This is a genomic window from Gaetbulibacter saemankumensis DSM 17032, assembly GCF_000425645.1.
Lineage (GTDB): Bacteria > Bacteroidota > Bacteroidia > Flavobacteriales > Flavobacteriaceae > Gaetbulibacter > Gaetbulibacter saemankumensis.
In genome coordinates, this window is record NZ_AUDV01000007.1 from 260,450 (window position 1) to 282,375 (window position 21,926).

Sequence of the window (21,926 nt, forward strand, 5' to 3'; positions counted from 1 at the left end):
GAGTTTAGAGTATATATTTTCTATAGAAGGTTAAGACAGGAATAGCTTCATTAAAATAATTGTTAATAGAACATCAAAAGGAAGTGTTTTAACCGCTTTATCCCCCTTTATGAAATGAATTTGTCCCCTCTAATACATGGTTTAATGAGATAAATTTGAAGATAAATAATGAATCAAATCATTTGTAATTTATTAAATTTCCTATTAGCAAGATATTCAAACCAACTGAAGATCTCTAGGATATTACACTTGATCAATAAAAAAAAATAGATGAAAATTTTCAATTTGGGAATCATTTTTCTTGTGTTGTTACAATCATGTGTACAACCATATGAACGTTCCCAAACAAGTTTTAATAACCATTGGCGGTTCAATAAAGGAGAAAAAGGAGGTGAAGAACAAATAACTTTCAAAGATTCTGGTTGGAGAACCTTAAATGTTCCTCACGACTGGGCCATTGAGGGGCCTTTCAGTGAAAAATTCGATGCAAGGACAGGGGGCTTGCCTATTACGGGTATAGCGTGGTATAGAAAAACATTTATGGTAGCAGCTAATCAAAAAGGGAACTTGGTAACCTTTCAGTTTGACGGCGTAATGAGCAATGCCGAGGTATATATTAATGGTGAAAAAGTTGGAGCACGTCCGTATGGTTATATTGGTTTCGAGGTAGATGCCACCCCATTTATAAAGTATGGTAAAGAAAATGTTATAGCCATAAAAGTAGCACCTAAAGAACTGTCGGCACGTTGGTATACCGGGGCTGGAATATACAGAAATGTGTATTTAACAATTAAGAATCCTGTTAATATTACTTATAATGGGACTTATATAACTACTCCGAGTGTAAATGCACAAGAGGCTGATGTAGTTGTAAAAACTACCATAGAAAATAAAAATAAGATAAGACGTGGTTATAAGATAAGAGGTAATTATACGCTAAAAACTATAATTGTTGACGGTAATGGAAATGCGGTTTCAGAAGTTGAAAATAAAATATATATAGATGCCAACACCCCTATAGAACAAAAGCTAAAAGTACCAAATCCAAACCTATGGGATTTAGAAACACCATACTTATATAAAGCTAAATCTATTGTGTTGAAAAATGGAATGCCAGTTGATGATTACGAAACTACATTTGGTGTTCGAACCATAAAATATTCAAAAGAAAAGGGATTTGAGCTAAACGGCAGACCAGTTAAGTTCAAAGGGGTTTGTTTACATCATGATTTAGGACCTGTGGGAAGTGCTGTTAATTACCGTGCTACTCAACGTCAATTGGAAATCATGAAAAGTATTGGGGTCAATGCCATAAGAACCAGTCATAACCCACCATCACCAGAACAATTAGAGTTGTGTGATAAAATGGGGATTTTGGTTCAGTTAGAAGCCTTTGATGAATGGGCTTTGGGTAAAGTAGAAAATGGATACAATTTATTATGGGATGAATGGCATGAAACCGATTTACGGGATATGATTAAGAGAGACAGAAACCATCCGTCCGTTGTTATGTGGAGCATTGGGAACGAAATTAAAGAGCAACGATTAAAAAATGGTGGAGATCTGGCTAAACATTTGGTCGATATTTGTCATGACGAAGACCCCAAAAGACCCGTTACGGCTGGCTTTAATCAATACCCACAATGTGTTAAAAATGGTTTGGCAGAGGCACTGGATTTGGTGGGGCTTAACTATAAGCCCACCCAGTATGATAATGCTGTTGCCAATAACCCTGATTTTATTGTGTACGGATCAGAAACCGCGTCAACGGTAAGCTCTAGAGGAGTGTATCATCTACCAATGGGAAATTACGATAAGCATGAATCTTTACAAATTTCTAGCTATGATATTATCAGTCCGCCATGGGCATACCCACCAGATTTTGAGACCTATGCTCAGGAAACCATACCGCATTCCTTGGGAGAATTTGTCTGGACAGGATTTGATTATTTGGGAGAGCCTACGCCATATAACGGCAAGGATCATGAAACCCATGGGAAATGGGGAGGCGATTGGCCTTCAAGAAGTTCATATTTCGGCATAGTGGATTTATGTGGATTTCCTAAAGACAGGTACTATTATTATCAAAGCAGATGGACAACAAAACCTATGGTGCATATTTTACCGCATTGGAATTGGGAAAACTCAGGGCATAAAGAAATCCCTGTGTATTGCTACACAAATGCCGATAAAGCAGAACTGTTCTTAAATGGTAAGTCGTTAGGAATTAAAGTGATGGGTGTTGATAAAACCACCATTCCTGCCGAATTTTTATGGTGGAAAAAACCTGAAAAAACTTGGGACTCACCATACAGATTGAATTGGAAGGTGCCCTACGAGCCTGGAGAATTAAAAGTAATAGCTTATAAAGACGGAAAAACAGTAGCAGAAAAAACAATTGTAACGGCAGGAGCTCCTGATAGAATAGAACTCACTCCAGATAGAACAGAAATAGATGATGATGGAAATGACCTGTCTTTTATAACGGTTAAAATAGTAGATAAAGATGGTAATTTCTGTCCGTTGGCAGATAACCTAGTAACTTTTGATATTGAAGGGCCAGCAACTATTGCTGCTGTTGGGAATGGGAATGCGGCGACAACCGAACCATTTCAAGCAAATTACAGAAGAGCTTTTAATGGATTGTGTATGTTGATAATAAAAAGTAAGGCAGGGGAAAAAGGAACAGTTAGCATTATGGCAAAATCTGAAAATCTTGCTGAAGCCAAAGCCGAAATTAATGTCTTGTGATGAAAAATTATGTGAAAGAAAATAAGGTGTTGGTAATAATTGATTTTATGATATTAGTATTGTTCTTATCTTGTTCAGGTAGAAGAAAAAAGAAATCATGATATCAAGTTTAAAAATAAAAAGGGTAGCACAGTTAAACGTTATATGAAGAATACGCTCAAAGGAGAAAGAATATTATCTATAGATGTATTGAGGGGCTTCGATATGCTTATGATTATTTTTGCGGACAAATTTTTTGGCAGTTTGCACCGTGGAGTTGGTTTGCCTATAACTAAGTCGATATCCGAACAGTTTAAGCATCCAGACTGGTTAGGGTTTACCGCTTACGATATTGTAATGCCTTTGTTTTTATTTGTGGTTGGAGCCGTAATTCCTTTTTCGTTATCAAAACATTTTCAGGAAATTACACCTAAATCCCAGATATACAAAAAGCTAATAAGACGGTTTGTAATATTGTTTGTTTTAGGATGGTTGGTGCAAGGGAGGCTTTTGACTTTAGATATAAATCAGTTCAAGGTTTTTAGTAATACCTTGCAGGCTATTGCGGTTGGATATTTGTTTTCAAGTATGGCTTATATTCATCTTAAAAGAAAGTGGTTGTTTGTGGTTTTTGGGGCATGCCTTATAATTTACACCTTACTTTTAACACTAACACAAATTCCGGGACAGGGATTTAGTGACATGTTACCAGATCGAAATTTTGCAATTTATGTAGATTGTTTGGTTTTTGGGCAATATCAGGATGGTACTCAATACACTTGGTTAATCACTGGGTTTGGGTTTATAGCAACCACATTATCAGGTCTGTTTGCCGGCGAACTTATAAAATCAACACTTCCTAGAAGAAAGATAGCTTTATACTTATTTTTAGCTGGTGTTTTAGGAGTTTTTCTAGGATTGGTACTGGGAATATGGCATCCCATTGTCAAAAAAATATGGAGTAGCACTTTTGTACTGTATTCATCTGGATTATGCTTTTTGTTAATGGCCCTTTTCTATTGGGTTATTGATGTGAAAGGCTATAAAAAATGGACCTTTATTTTTAAGGTAATAGGTATGAATGCCATTACGGCATATGTTATATCACATGTTATTAATTTTAATGATATAGCCCATGGTGTACTGTTTGGTTTGCAGCAATATGTTGGGAGTTTTTACCCAATGATTAAGGTTGTTTGCGGGTCAATAATATTGATCTTAGTTTTATGGCATATGTACAGGAATAAGATATTTGTAAAAGTCTAAAAAGAATTAAAGGCAAGTAAAATGTCCTAAATCATTAATAAAAAGTATTAGAGTGTTTTTAAGGAAAAATAATAACTGAAATTTTAAGATTAAATAAGATAAAATCAACAATAAAATAATTCAATTTCTATGAATAAATTTAAATATACAATAGTATTAGTTTCTATTTTAACTTTTACGATTAGTTCGTGTAAAGAAAGTAAAAAATAAGAAGGGGTAACCTCAAACAAAGAAGTAGTAAAACCTGATTTTAGTAGGGAATCCTATCTGAATTCTGAAAAGTTTGATACCATAATTGATAGTAAAAAGGTTAAGTTGCTTTGGATTGCAAATGCTAATATTCAAGCAGCGTTTACCAATTATGGTGGTCGATTGGTAGGGTTATGGACTCTTGATGCTCAAGGGAAATGACCGATGTGGTTGTTGGAATGGGAAGTGTTAAAGAATATGTCAATTCTTCTGAGGCTTATCATGGATCCAACATTGGAAGGTATTTTAAAAACAGTAAAAAAGACTACTGTTTTAATTTGGCAACCATTTTATCATAATATATTGCATAATATATCACATATAAATGCATAATATATCACATATAATAGTGTTAGAAAAAGAAGAAATTGCAAGTTAGTAGATTAACATCATTTGTGTGAAAAATGAACTGCATTTATTTTTTAGTCTTTACCTAATCTTTTTCTATTGCTTGTTATGTTAAAAGGATTTAGACGAAACTAAGGAGACTGAAAGGAAACAAGAGTAGATTCAATTCTTTTCTTCAGGTGAATTAAATAACAATATATTAAGTGTTATTTTTTACTTGCCGATTTCGTGGTAAGTAAAATATTGAAAATATGTAGCTTAATTTGGTGCAAGTATATTTGTTAGAACACCAAATCATGTACTTGTAATAAGTATTGTAATTTTAAAAGGTTATGAATAAATTTTAAAATAAGATAAAATCAACAATAAAATAATTCAATTTCTATGAATAAATTTAAATATACAATAGCATTAGTTTCTATTTTAGCTTTTACGATTAGTTCGTGTAAAGAAAGTAAAAAACAAGAAGCGGTAACTTCAAAAAAAGAAGTAGTAAAGCCTGATTTTAGTAGGGAATCCTATCTAAAATCTGAAAAATTTGATACCATAATTGATGGTAAAAAGGTTAAGTTGCTTTGGATCTCAAATTCTAATATTCAAGCAGCGTTTACCAATTATGGTGGTCGTTTGGTAGGGTTATGGACGCTTGATGCCCAAGGGAAAATGACCGATGTGGTTGTTGGAATGGATAGTGTTAAAGAATATGTCAATTCTTCTGAGCCCTATTTTGGTGCCACCATTGGTAGGGTAGGCAATAGAATAGCCAAAGGAAAGTTTACCCTAAATGGAGAGGCATATTCAATTCCCATTAATAATGGAGAGAATTCTTTACATGGTGGGAAGCGAGGGTTTCAGGATGTTGTTTGGGATGTAGAAAAACCAAATGAGGCTACCTTGGTTTTTAAATACCTGTCTAAAGATAAAGAGGAAGGCTTTCCGGGTAATTTAGATGTGACGGTCGTTTATTCGCTTAGCGATGATAATGCCCTTAAAATGGAATACACGGCTAATACGGATAAACCAACCGTTGTAAATCTAACAAATCACGCCTTTTTTAACTTGAATGGTGAAGGAAGCGGAACCATATTAAATCACTCACTTAAAATTTATGCAGATGAATTCACGCCTGTAGATGAAGGGTTAATTCCAACGGGCGAATTGAGAAAGGTCGCGGGGACACCATTTGATTTTGTGAGCAAACCACACACTATTGGTGAGCGTATAGATGTTGATAATCAGCAGTTGAAATTTGGAAAAGGCTATGATCATAATTTTGTACTTAACAATACAAAAAAAGACGGCATGAATTATGCAGCTACGGTAGTTGGGGATAAATCTGGTATTGTCATGGATATCATTACGGAAGAACCAGGGTTGCAATTTTATAGTGGTAATTTTATGCAAAGTAATAACACATTCAAGGCTGGTGCTAAAGATGATTTTAGGACAGCTTTAGCTCTTGAAACACAACATTTTCCAGATGCACCCAATCAAGAGGGGTTTCCCTCAATTATATTAAATCCAGACGAAACATATCATACCGTGTCGATTTATAAGTTTTCAATAGCCGAAACTAAATAAGCCTCATGAAAAGGTTAAAGAATCTTCTAGTATTAAGTATTGTGTATTTTTCGTTTTGTAATGTGCTTCATGCGCAAACTGCAAAAAAACCGAATATTTTAATAATTATAGGTGATGATTGTACATATAGTGACTTGGCGCTTTACGGTGGTAAAAATGTTAAAACACCAGCTATCGATAAGCTAGCTTCAGAAGGCTTAACCTTTAATAAAGCATATGTTACCATGTCGATGTGTGCTCCGAGCCGCTCGGAATTATATACAGGATTGCAGCCAGCAACAAATGGTGTTTGTTGGAATCATGCGCAAGCAAGAACAGGAACAAAGAGTATCGTTCAATATCTTGATAAGTTGGGATATAGAACAGGTATTGCAGGGAAAACACATATCAAACCCAAAGCGGTTTTTCCATTTGAGATGGTGCCTGGTGTTGGAAGAAATTGTGTTAGTGAAACGTCTCCCTACGATTCAAAAGGTATGTTTGAATTTGTAACCAGAGATAAAAGTGAACCTTTTTGTTTAGTTACGGCACTTACAATACCTCATGCACCGTGGACCGTTGGAGACCCTTCACATTTTGACCTAGATGCGCTTGAATTACCGCCTTATTTGGTTGATAATAAAGAAACGCGATTATATTATGCCAAATACCTAGCAGAAATAGAAGTTTTTGATGAACAAGTTGGAAAAACTTTGGATATGCTCAAAGAGGCCGGTGTTTATGATGATACCATTATCATATTTACATCCGAACAGGGTGCTCAATTTCCATATTGTAAGTGGACCAATTATGAAAATGGCGTGCGTACAGCTTTTGTAGTTAGATGGAATGGCGTTACAACTCCGGGGGTAAGAACCGATGCTTTAATTCAATATTGTGATGTATTGCCAACGCTTTTGGAGGCTGTTGGGGGACAATCAGAAGGTTTTGATGGAACAAGTTTTTTACCTGTTTTAAAAGGGGAAAAAGAAAAACATAGAGATTATGCTTATTTTATGCACAATAATGTGCCGGCTGGGGCTTCATATCCTATTCGATCAATTACAAATGGCGAGTATCATTATATTTCAAATCTCAATAGTGAAAACCTATTTTTATTAAGGGCGCTTATGGCGAAACCAGAAAAGACGGGATATTGGTTTTCATGGATGGACAGTGCTATGGCAAACCAAGATAATTTGAACTTAGTTTCAAATTATATGTTACGCCCACAAGAAGAGCTTTATAAGCCGGATGATGATATTCATGAAAGAAATAATTTAGTAAATCAACCTGAATATAGTGTTGTTCAAAATGATTTATCAGACAAACTTAAGCTGTGGATGGTCCAACAAGGAGATCCAGGTGCATCCTTAGATTCTAAAAAGGAATTTAAAGCTCAAAAAAAGGGTGATCATTTTAGAATCCGTTAGTTTACATAAGTTATCTATGAATTGACAAAATAACAACCTTACAAAAATTTAAAATGACAATAATGAAACAAAGATTTATACTGATTCTTTTTTTGATGGGTACTTTCACGTTTGCTCAAAATTGGAAACCTGTAAAAGGTAAAATGATGACTGAATGGGCAGAAAAAGTAACTCCAGAAAACGTATGGAATGAATATCCGCGTCCACAGATGGTTCGTGAGAACTGGCAAAGTCTTAATGGATTATGGGATTATGCAATAACGACTAATAATGTGGCCAAGCCAAAAGAGTGGGAGAAGGATATATTAGTGCCATTTGCTTTAGAAACCCCTTTGTCGGGCGTAGGACGTCGCATCGAATCGAATGAAGTGATTTGGTATAAGCGCGCTTTTGAGTTGTCGAACATTGGTAATGAGCGACATTTGCTAAATTTTGAAGGCGTGGATTATAAATGTATGGTGTGGGTAAACGGTAAAATGGCTGGTTCGCATATTGGGGGCAATCTGCCATTTTCATTTGATGTAACAGACCTAGTTAAAGAAGGGACGAATGAAGTCAAATTAAGGGTTATAGACGGTACCGACGATCCCGATTTATATCAACTTAGAGGAAAACAAATGCGGAATAATTTTGGGATATGGTATACGCCATCTTCTGGTATCTGGGCGCCTGTATGGTTAGAACGGGTACCTAAAACATATGTAGGGTCATTGAAAGTTTTAGCCGATATGCATGGACAATTGAAAGCGGAGGCCATCATGAGTGGCTCAACTCAAAATGTCAAGTTGCAGGTTACTGTTTTGGATGGCGATGAGGTTGTGTCCAAAAGGAAAGGTCTCGACAACAGTGTTTTGTTACATGTTAAAAACGCAAAACTATGGTCGCCAAAATCACCATTTTTATATAATCTCAAAATTGATGTTTATGGAGAGGACGACGAAGTTTTAGAAAGCGTTTCATCTTATGTTGGCTTTCGTAGCGTTGGCCGAATATGTGATGAAAATGGCAATTGGAGATTCTCTCTAAATGGAGAAGAGGTATTTCATTTTGGCCCATTAGATCAGGGTTGGTGGCCGGGATCGTTCCTGCTTCCTCCGTCCGATGACGCTATTGTATGGGAAATGGAATATTTAAAGGCTGCGGGTTTTAATATGATCCGTAAGCACAAGAAAGCAGAGATAAGACGCTACTATTACCATGCCGATCGCCTTGGGTTTTTAATATGGCAAGACCAAACTTCTGGAGGCAGTGGAGGTAGTGAATGGCCTAAATGGAAAAGGCTTCATGCTATTTCCGAAGGCTATAAGGCCAATAATAATAGTCAGTGGAGTAAAGGCGATCCTGAAGATGCAGATTGGCCAGATTGGGCACATGATTTATACATGGATGAGCTAAATACGATGATTGATGTACTTTATAATCATCCATCCGTAGTTGTTTGGACAACTTTTAACGAGCGTTGGGGGCAACACCGTAGTTTAGAAGTAGGAAAATGGGTGAAATCTTACGACCCGTCAAGATTGCTTAATATTGCTAGTGGTGGTAATTTCTTTGAAATAGGAGATATTGCAGATCAGCATGCATATCCGAATCCAGGTTTTCCATTACACCTTAAGTTATATGATGATTATATAAAAGCAGTGGGAGAATATGGAGGCCATGGATGGGCCGTTAAGGGACATCTTTGGGATACCAAAAAGGAAAACTGGGGTTATGGCGGACTTCCAAAAACCATAGATGAATATAAAGCCAGATATATAAAAAGCTCGAACAAATTAGGTGATTTGAAGAAGAGCGGAATTAGCGCTGGTGTTTATACTCAAACTTCAGATGTTGAAGGCGAAATTAACGGATTGGTTACTTACGATAGGAAAGTAATGAAAATTTCACCAGAGGAACTTTACAATATACATAAAGACGCAGGGTTGTTAGATTAATCTGGTTAGGGCGAAATATGAATTTTAGAAATAAAAATATCCTTATCGCTTTAAGCCTTTTGGGCTTTAATGCGCTTCTTTTTAACGGTTGTAAGCCTACGAGCAAATCAATAGCCAAAACAAAGGAGTCGCTTCCCAATATTTTGCTCTTTTTGGGTGATGATATGACCTGGCGCGATTGTGCGCCTTATGGGAATAAGGATGTTATAACGCCTAATATTCAAAAACTTGCAGATGAAGGTGTTTGCTTCGATAATATGTTTACATCAACAGCTATGTGCGCCCCATCCAGACAGCAATTAATGACTGGACTTTACCCAGCAAGAAGCGGGGCGTTTCCAAATCACTCAGTCGTTTATGATGGGGTAAAAAGTTTTGCCCATCATTTTAAGGATTTAGGGTATCGAGTGGCATTAATTGGTAAACAACATTACGGACCGGATGATTCATTTCCGATTGAATATCTGGGAGGAAGGCAACATGATAATGGAAAAAATGGTTCTGATATTCATTTGGAAAAAATTGAACCTATAGTAACGGGAGACCAACCATTCTTTTTGATTATTGCCCAGAACCAACCCCACATTCCTTGGAATAGAGGAGATAAATCGCAGTACAATGCTGAAACATTGAAATTGCCAGAATATGTATTAGATACACCCAAAACCCGTGATGAATTCACAAAGTATTATGCCGAAATCACCTATATGGATAGTCTGTTGGGAAAAACATTGAGCTATATTAAAGAGGCAGGTAAGGAAGAAAAAACCATTTCCCTGTTTACAAGTGAACAAGGGTACACGTTTCCGTTTGCAAAATGGACTTGTTATGATATGGGCTTAAAAACGGGGTTTATAGCTAAATGGCCAGGGACAATAAAAGCGGGTACCAGAAATTCTGCAACTGCGCAATATGTTGATATTATCCCAACGCTGTTAGAGGCTGTTGGTGCGGATCCTAAAAACATAGATACGGGAATAGCCGATGCCAATGGTTATAAAGGTTTCGATGGTTTTAGTTTTTTATCGGCATTGTTAGGGGAAACACAAACACATCGTAAATATACATTTGGTATTCAAACCACCAGGGGGATTTATGAAGGGTCTGAGGCCTATCCGGTGCGTTCAGTTAGGTCAAATAAATATTTATATATAAGAAATTTAAATGCTGAGGCCAATTTTTATAATACGGTTACAGTTCGATCAAAAATATACAAAGCTTGGTTAACTAATGCTGAATCGACTGATAAGGAGCAATGGGTTAAACGTTATCAAAAGAGACCATTTGAGGAGTTGTACGATATTGAAAATGATCCTTTTGCATTAAATGATATTGCAGATTCAGTAGGGGTGAAAAAAATAAAGGATGTACTTTCAAAAGAACTCGATAATTGGATGGCCCAACAGGGGGATAAAGGAATAGCTACCGAAATGGAAGCTCTAAGCCGAAGGCAACACAAAGCTCAGGAGTGGATTTCTCATGATAAGAAGATTAAAAAAAAGTCAATTAATAATAAATAAAAAGATCACAATGAAATTAGTGAAAAATGGTTTTTTGCTACTAGTAACAATGGTGCTAGTATCGTGTAAAGCGAATAAAACAAATGCTCAAAAGGCAGAAGAACGACCAAACATTATATTAATAATGTCAGATGATATGGGGTACTCCGATTTGGCACCATACGGAGGTGAGATCAATACACCAAATTTAACCGCATTAGCCGATGGGGGATTAAAGTTCACGCAATTTTACAACACAGCCCGGTGTTGCCCAACCCGAGCGTCGCTCATGACAGGGTGTTATCCGCACCAAGCAGGTATTGGGTACATGACACAACAACCCCAAAGTAAAGGAATGGATTTAGGTGTGCCCGGATACAGAGGATTCTTAAATTCTAATACGGTCACTATTGCCGAAGCTTTAAGAGAATCTGGATACTCAACGATGATGACAGGTAAGTGGCACTTGGGAATCCACGAAAAAGAGCAGTGGCCTATGCAAAGGGGGTTTGATGCTTTTTATGGGTTCCTTGCGGGAGCAGGAAGCTTTTTTAAGCCAGAACATCCAAGGGGGATAACAGAAGGGAATGAGCCCATCACAATTACCGATGAAAATTATTATACTACAGATGCTTTTACAGATAAGGCTATAGAGTATATCGATGCTGCCAAATCAAAAGACAAAGAGAAGCCTTTCTTTTTGTATTTGGCCTACAACGCACCACACTGGCCAATACAAGCACCAAAAGAAGATATCGAAAAGTACCGAGGAAAGTATATGGAAGGATGGGAAAAGTTACGTGAAGAACGTTACGAACGCATGAAAAAGATGGGACTTGTAGATCCTTCTTGGGAACTGTCTGAAGCAAAGGGCATAGTAGCATGGGATTCTTTAAGCGAAGAAAAGCAAAAAGAGATGGATTTTCGTATGGCTATTTATGCAGCTATGATAGATAGAATGGATCAAAATATTGGTCGTTTAGTAAAGAACTTAAAAGAAAAGAATCTGTACGATAATACCATTATCATTTTCTTAAATGACAATGGAGCTTGTGCTGAAGGCGGTATGTTGGGACGTGGAGCAGCGAAAAATTTAGGAACTAATAATGACTTAGGTATTTCGTATGGTGAAGCATGGGCGAATGCATCTAATACGCCCTACAGATTGTATAAGCACTGGACGCATGAAGGTGGCATAGCGACCCCATTCATTGTGCATTGGCCTAAAGGAATTTCAGAGGATAAAAAAGGGGCCATTGTTAATCAATATGGATTTCTTCCGGATGTTATGGCAACCTGTTTAGATCTGGCCCAAATGGAACAACCAAAAGAGTATAATGGTAATGTAATAACCCAGCATTCAGGAAAAAGCTTAAAACCACTATTTTCAGAGTATTCAGGGCAAATCCACACAGAGCCCATATTTTTTGAACATGAGGGCAATAAGGCAGTACGTTTGGGTAAATATAAATTAGTACAGCGTTGGGTAAGGAATAAAGATAACTGGGAGTTGTACGATATGGAAGCGGATAGATCGGAGACAAAAAATTTAATCAATGAAATGCCTGAAAAAGCTAATGAAATGAAAGCGATGTATGATGAATGGGCAGCCAGAAGTAATGTACTTCCCTATGAAGAAGTTATAAAAATGAGGCCGTGGAAATAAAGTTTTAAAATAAAATTAAAAAAGTAACAAACTTGCTATTCTAATTATAGAATAGCAAGTTTATCATATCAATCAAGATAATATCAATTTAAATTAAGTTTTATGAAAAAGGTGAAATTATGGGGTTTATTGCTTCTTTTTATTGTTACAATGGTAGCGTGTAAAAGTCAGACGCAACATGTTAAAAATCAAGATAATAATAAGGAAGAACGACCAAATATTATCGTTATTATGGCCGATGATCTTGGGTTTTCTGACTTAGGGTGCTATGGTGGAGAAATTGATACACCCAACTTAGATCGTTTGGCCAAAAATGGCGTGAGATCGAATGCATTTTATAATACTTCCAGATGTTGCCCTACAAGAGCCTCACTGTTAACAGGATTATATCAGCATCAAGCTGGAATTGGGGGCATGACAAAAGATGAAGGTGAGCCAGGTTATAGAGGGTCCCTTCAGTCGAATACGGTTACTATTGCTGAAGTTTTAAAAGATGCTGGCTATCAAACTGGGATGACAGGTAAATGGCACGTGTCTTTAACTAAGAGTCTTGAAAGAAAGAAACACTTAAAATGGCTTGCTCACCAAGAAGATTACGGTGATTTTTCCGATATAAGTTCGTACCCAACATCCAGAGGTTTCGATAAGTATTATGGCAACATTTGGGGTGTCGTAGATTATTTTGATCCTTTTAGTTTGGTTAATGGTACAGAACCGGTAAAAACCGTACCAGAAGATTTTTACTATACCAATGCCATTGGAGACACTGCTGTAGCCTATGTAGAACAATTCTCAAAAAGTAAAGACCCTTTTTTCCTTTATGTAGCACATTGTGCACCACATTGGCCTTTACAGGCCCCAGAGGAAGTCATTCAGAAATATATAAAAACTTTTGAAAAGGGGTGGCAGAAAACAAGGGAAGCGCGTTATGAAAGACTATTGGAAAATGGTATTCTAGATAAAGAAAATAGTACGCTAACACCTTTTATGTTTCCTGAGTTGGATTGGGAAACAAATCCAAATAAAGATTGGGATATTAGAGCTATGGCGGTTCATGCTGCTATGATAGACGTTTTGGACCAATCGGTAGGGAAATTATTGGATAAGCTTGAAGCTACAGGCGAATTGGATAATACTTTAATTTTGTTTTTTTCCGATAATGGAGCAAGTTATGAGATGCCATCCCGATATGGCCCAGGATTTGATAGAGCAGGAAGCACTCGTGATGGGAGGAAAGTACATTTTCCAGTTAATAAAGATAAAATGCCTGGACCCCAAACCGTACATTCAGGGATAGGTTCGCAGTGGTCACATACGGCGAATACTCCATTTAAATACTGGAAAACAAGGGTGTATGAAGGAGGTATAAACTCCCCATTTATTGCTTTTTGGCCAAAAGGAGGTCTAAAAGAAGGAACCGTTATCTCTAAACCAGCTCACGTAACCGATATTATGGCTACATGTTTAGATATAGGCAAAGGTCAATACCCCAAGGAATTTAAAGGTAATACCATAACACCAACTCCTGGTAAAAGTATTATACCATTATTACAAGGTGATGCTTCCTATGAAGCACAAAAGGTTTATTTCTGGGAGCATTACGGCTCAAATGCGATTCGAAAAGGTGATTGGAAATTGGTTAAATTAGATAGTGATAATCCATGGGAGCTTTATAACTTATCTTTAGACAAAACCGAGAATAACAATTTGGCTAGTGAGTTTCCAGATAAAGTGAAGGAACTAGAGGAAGAATGGATGTTACTAGCAAAAAAATATAATGTTTTTCCAAAGCCAGAATCTAGAAGGAAAAAGTAATTGATCTATAGAATGATATTGAGGTAATTTTATCTCTTGTATAAAAATTTTTTTTGTGAAAATGCAGACCATGAAATGAGCCAGAACAAATCTTGATACCCACAGATATGATTATTGGCGAATCAGACCTGCCTGCCGGCAAGGCAGGTCTGACTTATGAAAAATAATAAAATTTAAACAGATGAAATTTACTTCCTTCCATTTTTTACTTGTTATAGGATTCTTGAAAATAACTTATATGGAGGCACAAGAACAATCCTATAAAAATGAGACAAAACCAAACTTTATTTTAATTGTGGCCGACGACTTAGGATTTGCCGACTTAAGTTTAAACGGTAGTACACAAATAAAAACACCAAACATAGATTTATTAGCTAAAAAGGGTGTGAACTTTACAGAGGCTTATGTCTCCTCTGCTGTATGTAGTCCATCAAGAGCTGGGTTGCTAACTGGGATAAACCAAGTAGAGTTTGGTCACGATAATAACATTGGAGGAAGTCAGAAAGGGTTTGATCCCGATTATTTAGGGTTACCTATAGAGCAAAAAACAGTAGCTAATTACCTTAAAGATTTAGGGTATACAACAGGGCTAATAGGAAAATGGCATTTGGGTGATGAACCACAATTTCATCCGTTAAAAAGAGGATTTGATGAATTTTGGGGCTATACAGGAGGAGGACATGACTATTTCGCTTCTTCGCCTAATGGGAAAGGGTACGATGTTCCTATAGAATGCAATTATAAAATGCCTGAGCCAATAACTTATATTACAGATGACAAGGGAGATGAATGTGTTGATTTTATTAATAGACATCAAAGCACCCCCTTTTTTTTATTTGCCTCATTTAATGCCCCTCATGCTCCTTTGCAAGCAACCCAAGACGATCTTAATCTATATAAGCACATTAAAGATATTAAAAGACGTACTTATGCAGCTATGGTCCATAGACTGGATGTAAACATAGGTAAAATTGTTGATGCCTTAGACCAGAATAATTTATCTAAGAATACAGTAGTCGTATTTATTAGTGACAATGGTGGTCCTGTAGATGCCAATGCTTCGTTAAATGCTCCTTACAGAGGTCAAAAGGGCATATTGCTTGAAGGCGGAATTCACGTGCCTTATATTATTAAATGGCCAAGTAAGATTTCTGCCGGAACAGTTTATAAGAAACCCATTTCCAGCCTGGATATTACCCCAACATTTGTAGCTTTGGCAGGAGGCCACGAAGAAAATACAAAATTTACAGGTAAAAATTTAATACCATACATAACCAAAGAAAAACAAGAGCGCCCTCATGAAGCATTAATGTGGCGCTTCACAATAAGTTCGGCCATTAGAATGGGTGGCTGGAAACTGATATCCATTCCAGATCGTCTGCCCATGCTTTATTATTTACCAGATGATGTTACTGAACAAAATGACTTAGCTTTAAAGCATATAGAGAAAACACAGTTTTTGCTTAAAAAGCTTGGCGATTGGAACGTAAGCTTACCACATCCTTTGTTTTTAGAAGGCTCAGAATGGAAACGAAATCAACTTAATTTATACGATAGGGAATATAAATTGGTACAGCCAAAGCGCAACGATTAAATTAATTAATACTATTGCTTTTTTATGTTCAAGTCGTTTCATGATTTCCTTATACTATGTCCTTGTTTTATTTCGTTGATTTGTAATTAGCTTCTGTTGTTATTTTATACGAAAAGAAAATAACATTAAGGTTTCGAAAATGACATGGTACTTTACTACAAAAATATTCATAAAAGACTTGTGCTTCTTGGCATTACTTTGGTGATTTTAGTACTATTTTGCTTGAATAGTTCGATTAACTTTTTTACGGTAAAAAAAAAATGGATATTTAAGAAATAATAATCATACTACGAATGATTGCAGGTTGAGGTTCTTGTATTGATAATATTTTACCCATATCGACTATTATCTTATTGCAAATTAAAATAGTTATTTGTCTGTAATGAAACAAGGTTGAGAGTTGGCATAGAAGTGATTACTTCAATATAGCCTTTGATCTACTTATTTATTAAAGTATCTTTTTCGATTTCAAAAACATGCTTGGCATAATTTACACCTAAAGCATCATAATGATCTTTTAATGAATTTAATCTGTTAGTGAAATCTTCCCAATTTTTATTGTTCTTGGATGACCAAACAACTTCAGACAGGGCTGCCATTCTAGGAAGTATCATATATTCAACATAATTGAAAGTTTTCATATACTCCGTCCAAACATTTCCTTGGGCGCCTAATATGTATTTTTGTTCATCTTTTGATAATTCTATAGGTATAGGGTCATAGGAATATACATTGGCTACCGTAGTATTACCTCCAATAGCTAATGGCTCTTTTGCTTTTTCTTCGGGTGATTTAACCTGATAATAATCAAAATAGCAGGAATGCCCTGGTGTCATAATAACATGGTGTTTTTGTTTTGCTGCTTCAATACCTCCTTTGGTTCCTCGCCATGACATAACGGTTGCATTAGGAGCTAAGCCTCCTTCTAAAATTTCATCCCATCCTATGATGTTTCTTCCTTTTGAATTAAGATAACGCTCAATTCTAGTAATGAAATAACTCTGTAGTTCATGTTCATCATGTAATCCTTCTGTTTTGATTCTTTTTTGGCAATTAGCACACCTTTTCCAATTGGTTTTTGGACACTCATCGCCTCCGATATGAATATATGTAGATGGAAATAATTGTATAACTTCATCTAGAACGTTTTGTAAGAATAAAAACGTTTCTTCTTTTCCCGAACAATAAACATCTGGGAAAACCCCCCAGGTTTCTTGAACAATTTTTGGAGTTCCTGTCTCTTGTATTTGTTTTCCTTTTTCGGAACCCATGTTTTTGGTTACTTTAGTTGGCTCCTTAGGGAAACAGCTTAAGTAAGGATAAGCAGCAATCGCTGCACTACTATGACCTGGTAATTCAATTTCTGGGATTACGGTAACATGTTTTGCTGTGGCATAAGCTACAATATCTTTAATATCTTCATGGGTGTAAAATCCACCGTATTTTTTTTGATCGTTTGAAGTCCCAGGAAGACGCCCTACAATGGTTCCATTTCTCCATGCTCCAATTGTAGTAAGTTTTGGATACTTTTTTATTTCTATCCGCCAACCTTGATCTTCAGTTAGATGCCAGTGAAAAGTGTTCATTTTATGTAATGCAATCAAATCGATATATTTTTTGATAAAATCTACCGGAAAGAAATGACGAGCTACATCCAGATGCATGCCTCTATATTTAAAACGTGGACTGTCCTCTATATAAACAGCAGGAATGGTTAATTCATTTATACTTTCCGATTCTGTACGTGCAGGAAGTAATTGTCTTAACGTTTGAATTCCGTAAAAAATTCCTTTGGCATTTTTCCCAGTAATGGTAATGTTATTATAAGTTATTTGTAATTTGTACCCTTCATCATTGTTTATAGAGTTGTTTAATTCAAGTATTATATTTCCTTTTCCTTTTGAGGTGTAATTTATAGTTTTTCCAGAAGCGGAACTTAACATACTAGCCAGTAACTCACCCTCATTTTTCAGCCTTTTACTAGCTACTATTATTGTGTTTTCATCCACTAAAAACTTACCGGTACCAATGTTTATTTTAAGAGGTTTTGGAATAATATGATAATCGATAGCACTATTTTTTAATTCCATGTACTTGTTTGAACAAGAAAAGCTTAATAAGCTAATGAATAAGATAATAGAAATTCTCATTTTATTTTATATTAATTGTTAATCTATAATTGAAATGTTTTTTATAAACAGCCGTTTTTCGACTGGTTTGACCATGGGTCATGCTTTTTGATATTTTTAAATAAGGCTTTCCCTTTCTTAGATTTTTTTATTTTCACTATTCATTTTAGTTTTTCTATCGAATGAAAATGAATTATTTACAGCTAAAATCATGAATAATGGGTTATTAAACAATTTATTTATGCATTTTCAATGCTAGATGTTTTTAGGCTATCTGGATTTCTGGCCATAAGTTTTCATGGTATACTTTGTCGCGGGTAATGAGCTCCTTGAATTGGAGTTTAAGGTATTCTTTAAGATAGACTTTGAATTGTGCTTTGTCTTCATCGGTTATGCCTTTACTTCCCGCATAAGTATCGCCTTGTGCATTAGGTTGGTGAAATTCATAATAGAAAGGTAGGTGCTAAACTTAATGTAATATTTTTTATATCTAGAGCATTTATTATCAGGAACTATATATGTGTATTTTGCGATTTCATTAAATTATAACTACTTTTAGTTATTCCCAATTTTGTAAATTTTCTTTTCAAGTGTTCACTTGAAATTATAAGTTATTCATATTGGTTCTTTAGTCTAAAAGGATTCTTTAACAAAATGCACCTAATTAATTTAAACTTATTACCTTCATTTTGAAAAAAGTTCAACAGTAAATATTTGATTTTCATTATCCAGTTTTCCTTGCCTTGGCTATTATTGTTTTATTTATTCATGATTTAAGATGTTGTCTTAATGTAGATTAAGATTTTTTATTAATGCACCTTATAGGTGTACACTTTTTTTTACGCGCACCTTTGTAATGTAATTAATCGGATAGATTTTACTAATTAAAAGGAACTTAAATTATAAGATAAATTTTAAAAATTAGGAAATAATGGAAAAAGTAATAGTAGAGAAAAAAGGAGGTATTATGTATGTAAAGATCAATCGTCCAGATGTATTAAATGCTTGTGACGGAGATACCTATAATGCCATAGCAGATGCCTGGGAAGAACTGGAAAATGATCCTACATTACGCGTAGGTATAGTTAGCGGATCTGGTCGTGCTTTTTGTGTAGGTACCGATGTTAAATGGGTAAAATCACCAGACGCTGATGGCTATGTAGATCGTTTGTATCCACGCATGTTAACCCTAACCAAACCTATTATTACCGCAGTACACGGACATTGTAATGGAGGCGGTTTAGAGCAAGCTTTGGCTGCCGATATTCGCGTATGTACTGAAGATGCTCATTTTGGATCAGGTGAAGTAAGACTGGGATGGATTCCAGGAGGTTATGGAACACAGCGTTTACCTCGTGTTGTGCCTTTAGGAAGTGCTTTAGAGTTGCTTTATACTGGTGGTCGTATTGATGCCAAAGAAGCATATCGCATTGGTATGGTAAACCATGTGGTTTCTACCGAAGAAGAATTAATGGCTAAATGTGAAGAAATAGCAGGCGAGATTTTAAAGAGTGCACCACTTGCTGTACAAAAAATGAAAGCCGTTGTTATGCAAGGTTTAGATATGCCGTTACCGCAGGCCGTTAGACTTGAGAAAGAATATTTCGACTGGCTAATGAGAACGGAAGATTCCAAAGAAGGTGCTTTAGCATTTGCTGAAAAACGTGCTCCTAATTGGAAGGCCAAATAGCCAATAAGTGAATGATGCTTAACGAACAATAATCAAAAATAGTTTGTTCAGAGTATCTATTTCAAAAGAGAAAATAATAGTCAGTATATCATAATTTGGTGATTTCACTATAAGTGAGTGAGTTAGTTAGTGTTTAGGGTTCAGCTTTTAAAAAGCTGAACCCTTTTTTGTTTACCCTGTATATCGGGAGAAAATAATCTTAATAATTTCTATCAGTATCGATTGTTAAGCTTGCTTTTTTTGAGCTAATTTGAAGACAAAAACAATTTCGCGTTATAGAAGATATTATTCATTCTAAATTTATCATGATTGCAAGAGTGACTTAGAATGATAAGCTTCGAGCATACCATACGCCTTTCTTTTGATTGCTTCTAGCATGTTCTTAGGCCATCCCGTGGCATTAATAATAATCTTGGATATTATTTATATTGCAAATTATTACCAACCAGTTGATTTAAAAGTTTGAGTTTATCTGGTGGTCCATCAATCGTAAGTCTGTCTTTTTTCAATATAATTTTATAATGCTCTTGGGGTTATTTTTAAAGGTTCCTTAGATCCGTACTAAATTTTTAATAAAAGTTTAGCTGTCATTTAAATTGAAAGCTTAGTATTTACATAGTAAAGTTACCGGTTTTGCTAGGGGGCTGTGTTTCTTAAGTATTTGTCTTAATGTAGATTAAGGTTTTTTATTAATCCACCTTATAGGTGTATGCTTCATATTACTCGCATCTTTGTAATGTAATTAATCGGATAGATAATTAGTTATCGATTCACAAACTCCAAGAGATATGGATAAAATTAAATACACCCCAACTATTCATTTATTCAAAAAATAAAGTAATGCATTTATTGCCGCGCAATAATGTACAAAAATAATAATGTCTAATTTTTAAAAAGAAGTAAAAAATGAAAGTACTTGAAGGAATCAAAGTTTTGGAAGTAGCCTCTATGGCAGCAGCACCGTCTGCGACAGTAATTCTAGCCGATTTAGGCGCAGAAGTTATTAAGGTAGAACCATTAAGTGGAGATATGTGGCGATATGGTAATATGGTTGCCGGTATGCCACCTAGTAAAATACCATATACTACATACATACAAAACCGAACTAAAAAGTCTGTGGCCCTTAACCTAAAATCAAAAGATGCTCAGGAAGCACTTCATAAACTGGTTGCTGATGTAGATGTTTTTCTTACTAACTCTCCTCGCAAAGTTCAACAAGAGCTGGCTCACACTTATGAAGATATAAAAGCAATTAACCCGAATATAGTCTATGCATGGATTAACGGTTTTGGATTAGAAGGTCCAGATAAAGATGCACCAGGATTTGATATGACTGCATGGTATGCACGCTCAGGTATGATGGAAGAATTACGTCCTAAAGATGGTAGTCCTGTGCCATTACCAGTTGGAGGAGGTGATTTAAATACGGCTGTTTCTCTTTTTAGTGCTGTAATGACTGGACTTTTCCATAGAGAAAGAACAGGAAAAGGATCATTCGTTTCTACATCCTTAATGAATATGGGTATTTGGGCGAATTCAAGTATGATGCAGGCTGCACTTGTTGGAGCACCAGCCATGCAAAAATTCCACCGTACCGAATGGCCTAACCCAGTAAGTGGTGGAATATACAAAACTAAAGATGAGCGCTACATTATTATTGTAGAGCTTAATCCAAATAACGTAGATAATTTACGTAATGCTTTTGGAGCAGATCATCTTAAAGGAGACGAACGATTTGCTACTGTAGAATTAAGAGCTAAAAACCACCAGGCATTATTTGATGAAATGCAAAAAATTGTTGGTCAGCATGATTTAGCAGAAGTATCTAAACGTTTAAAAGAGTACAGAGTTAACTTTAGCGTGGTACAAACTACAGAAGAATGTACACGTGATGAGCACATGATTGCTAACGGTTGTTTCCCAGAAGTAGAAGGTACTAATGGAATCCGTACTATCGACAGTCCAATTCAAATACAAGGTGATGGTCTGGAAAAAGTAAAACCACAAAAC

The 21,926-nt window shown here is 35.8% G+C and carries 12 protein-coding genes; 11 read left to right on the forward strand and 1 reads right to left on the reverse strand.

The features are described from left to right. Positions 1–270: 270 nt before the first annotated feature. The 9 genes from H611_RS0105695 (at position 271) to H611_RS0105745 (ending at position 16,097) form a co-directional block, all read left to right on the forward strand. Positions 271–2,751, forward strand: a complete 2,481-nt coding sequence (locus tag H611_RS0105695) for a glycoside hydrolase family 2 TIM barrel-domain containing protein (protein ID WP_027137445.1) — start codon at positions 271–273, stop codon at positions 2,749–2,751. Between the two features lie 144 nt (positions 2,752–2,895). Then, a complete protein-coding gene (locus H611_RS0105700) occupies positions 2,896–3,996 on the forward strand; it encodes an acyltransferase family protein (RefSeq protein ID WP_027137446.1) in 1,101 nt (366 codons plus the stop codon). A 981-nt stretch (positions 3,997–4,977) separates the two neighbouring features. Continuing rightward, positions 4,978–6,174 (forward strand): aldose epimerase family protein, encoded by a 1,197-nt coding sequence (locus tag H611_RS0105715; RefSeq protein ID WP_027137447.1) that lies wholly within the window; start codon positions 4,978–4,980, stop codon positions 6,172–6,174. Between the two features lie 5 nt (positions 6,175–6,179). Then, positions 6,180–7,586, forward strand: coding sequence for a sulfatase family protein (locus H611_RS0105720; protein ID WP_035483503.1), 1,407 nt, complete (start codon positions 6,180–6,182; stop codon positions 7,584–7,586). Between the two features lie 62 nt (positions 7,587–7,648). Beyond that, positions 7,649–9,523: a glycoside hydrolase family 2 protein gene (locus H611_RS14025; protein WP_169515983.1), complete on the forward strand. Its 1,875-nt coding sequence runs from the start codon at positions 7,649–7,651 to the stop codon at positions 9,521–9,523. Between the two features lie 17 nt (positions 9,524–9,540). After that, positions 9,541–11,043, forward strand: coding sequence for a sulfatase family protein (locus tag H611_RS14030; protein ID WP_051238738.1), 1,503 nt, complete (start codon positions 9,541–9,543; stop codon positions 11,041–11,043). Positions 11,044–11,053: 10 nt separating this feature from the next. Then, positions 11,054–12,688 (forward strand): arylsulfatase, encoded by a 1,635-nt coding sequence (locus H611_RS0105735; RefSeq protein ID WP_027137449.1) that lies wholly within the window; start codon positions 11,054–11,056, stop codon positions 12,686–12,688. 102 nt (positions 12,689–12,790) lie between these two features. Next, positions 12,791–14,503 carry an arylsulfatase gene (locus H611_RS0105740; protein WP_027137450.1) on the forward strand — a complete coding sequence of 571 codons (1,713 nt, stop codon included), beginning with the start codon at positions 12,791–12,793 and terminating at the stop codon, positions 14,501–14,503. Between the two features lie 181 nt (positions 14,504–14,684). Next, positions 14,685–16,097: a sulfatase-like hydrolase/transferase gene (locus H611_RS0105745; RefSeq protein WP_211223791.1), complete on the forward strand. Its 1,413-nt coding sequence runs from the start codon at positions 14,685–14,687 to the stop codon at positions 16,095–16,097. 437 nt (positions 16,098–16,534) lie between these two features. Here the strand turns inward: H611_RS0105745 and H611_RS0105750 are convergent, their stop codons facing one another. Further along, the gene (locus H611_RS0105750) at positions 16,535–18,187 is read right to left on the reverse strand and encodes a beta-N-acetylhexosaminidase (RefSeq protein WP_245574776.1); all 1,653 of its coding nucleotides are present in this window, start codon (positions 18,185–18,187) and stop codon (positions 16,535–16,537) included. A gap of 970 nt (positions 18,188–19,157) precedes the next feature. Here H611_RS0105750 and H611_RS0105755 point away from each other — a divergent pair. Then, positions 19,158–19,916 carry an enoyl-CoA hydratase/isomerase family protein gene (locus H611_RS0105755; RefSeq protein WP_035483505.1) on the forward strand — a complete coding sequence of 253 codons (759 nt, stop codon included), beginning with the start codon at positions 19,158–19,160 and terminating at the stop codon, positions 19,914–19,916. A gap of 906 nt (positions 19,917–20,822) precedes the next feature. Continuing rightward, a partial coding sequence (locus H611_RS0105760) for a CaiB/BaiF CoA transferase family protein (RefSeq protein WP_027137454.1) occupies positions 20,823–21,926 on the forward strand: 1,104 nt, incomplete at its 3' end.

What these genes read in the sequence shown, in the direction of transcription:
- H611_RS0105755 (WP_035483505.1), top strand. Translation starts at nt 19,158, where the DNA reads ATGGAAAAAGTAATAGTAGAGAAAAAAGGAGGTATTATGTATGTAAAG.
- H611_RS14030 (WP_051238738.1), top strand. Translation starts at nt 9,541, where the DNA reads ATGAATTTTAGAAATAAAAATATCCTTATCGCTTTAAGCCTTTTGGGC.
- H611_RS0105735 (WP_027137449.1), top strand. Translation starts at nt 11,054, where the DNA reads ATGAAATTAGTGAAAAATGGTTTTTTGCTACTAGTAACAATGGTGCTA.
- H611_RS0105740 (WP_027137450.1), top strand. Translation starts at nt 12,791, where the DNA reads ATGAAAAAGGTGAAATTATGGGGTTTATTGCTTCTTTTTATTGTTACA.
- H611_RS0105750 (WP_245574776.1), bottom strand. Translation starts at nt 18,187, where the DNA reads ATGGAATTAAAAAATAGTGCTATCGATTATCATATTATTCCAAAACCT.
- H611_RS0105695 (WP_027137445.1), top strand. Translation starts at nt 271, where the DNA reads ATGAAAATTTTCAATTTGGGAATCATTTTTCTTGTGTTGTTACAATCA.
- H611_RS14025 (WP_169515983.1), top strand. Translation starts at nt 7,649, where the DNA reads ATGAAACAAAGATTTATACTGATTCTTTTTTTGATGGGTACTTTCACG.
- H611_RS0105715 (WP_027137447.1), top strand. Translation starts at nt 4,978, where the DNA reads ATGAATAAATTTAAATATACAATAGCATTAGTTTCTATTTTAGCTTTT.
- H611_RS0105700 (WP_027137446.1), top strand. Translation starts at nt 2,896, where the DNA reads ATGAAGAATACGCTCAAAGGAGAAAGAATATTATCTATAGATGTATTG.
- H611_RS0105745 (WP_211223791.1), top strand. Translation starts at nt 14,685, where the DNA reads ATGAAATTTACTTCCTTCCATTTTTTACTTGTTATAGGATTCTTGAAA.
- H611_RS0105720 (WP_035483503.1), top strand. Translation starts at nt 6,180, where the DNA reads ATGAAAAGGTTAAAGAATCTTCTAGTATTAAGTATTGTGTATTTTTCG.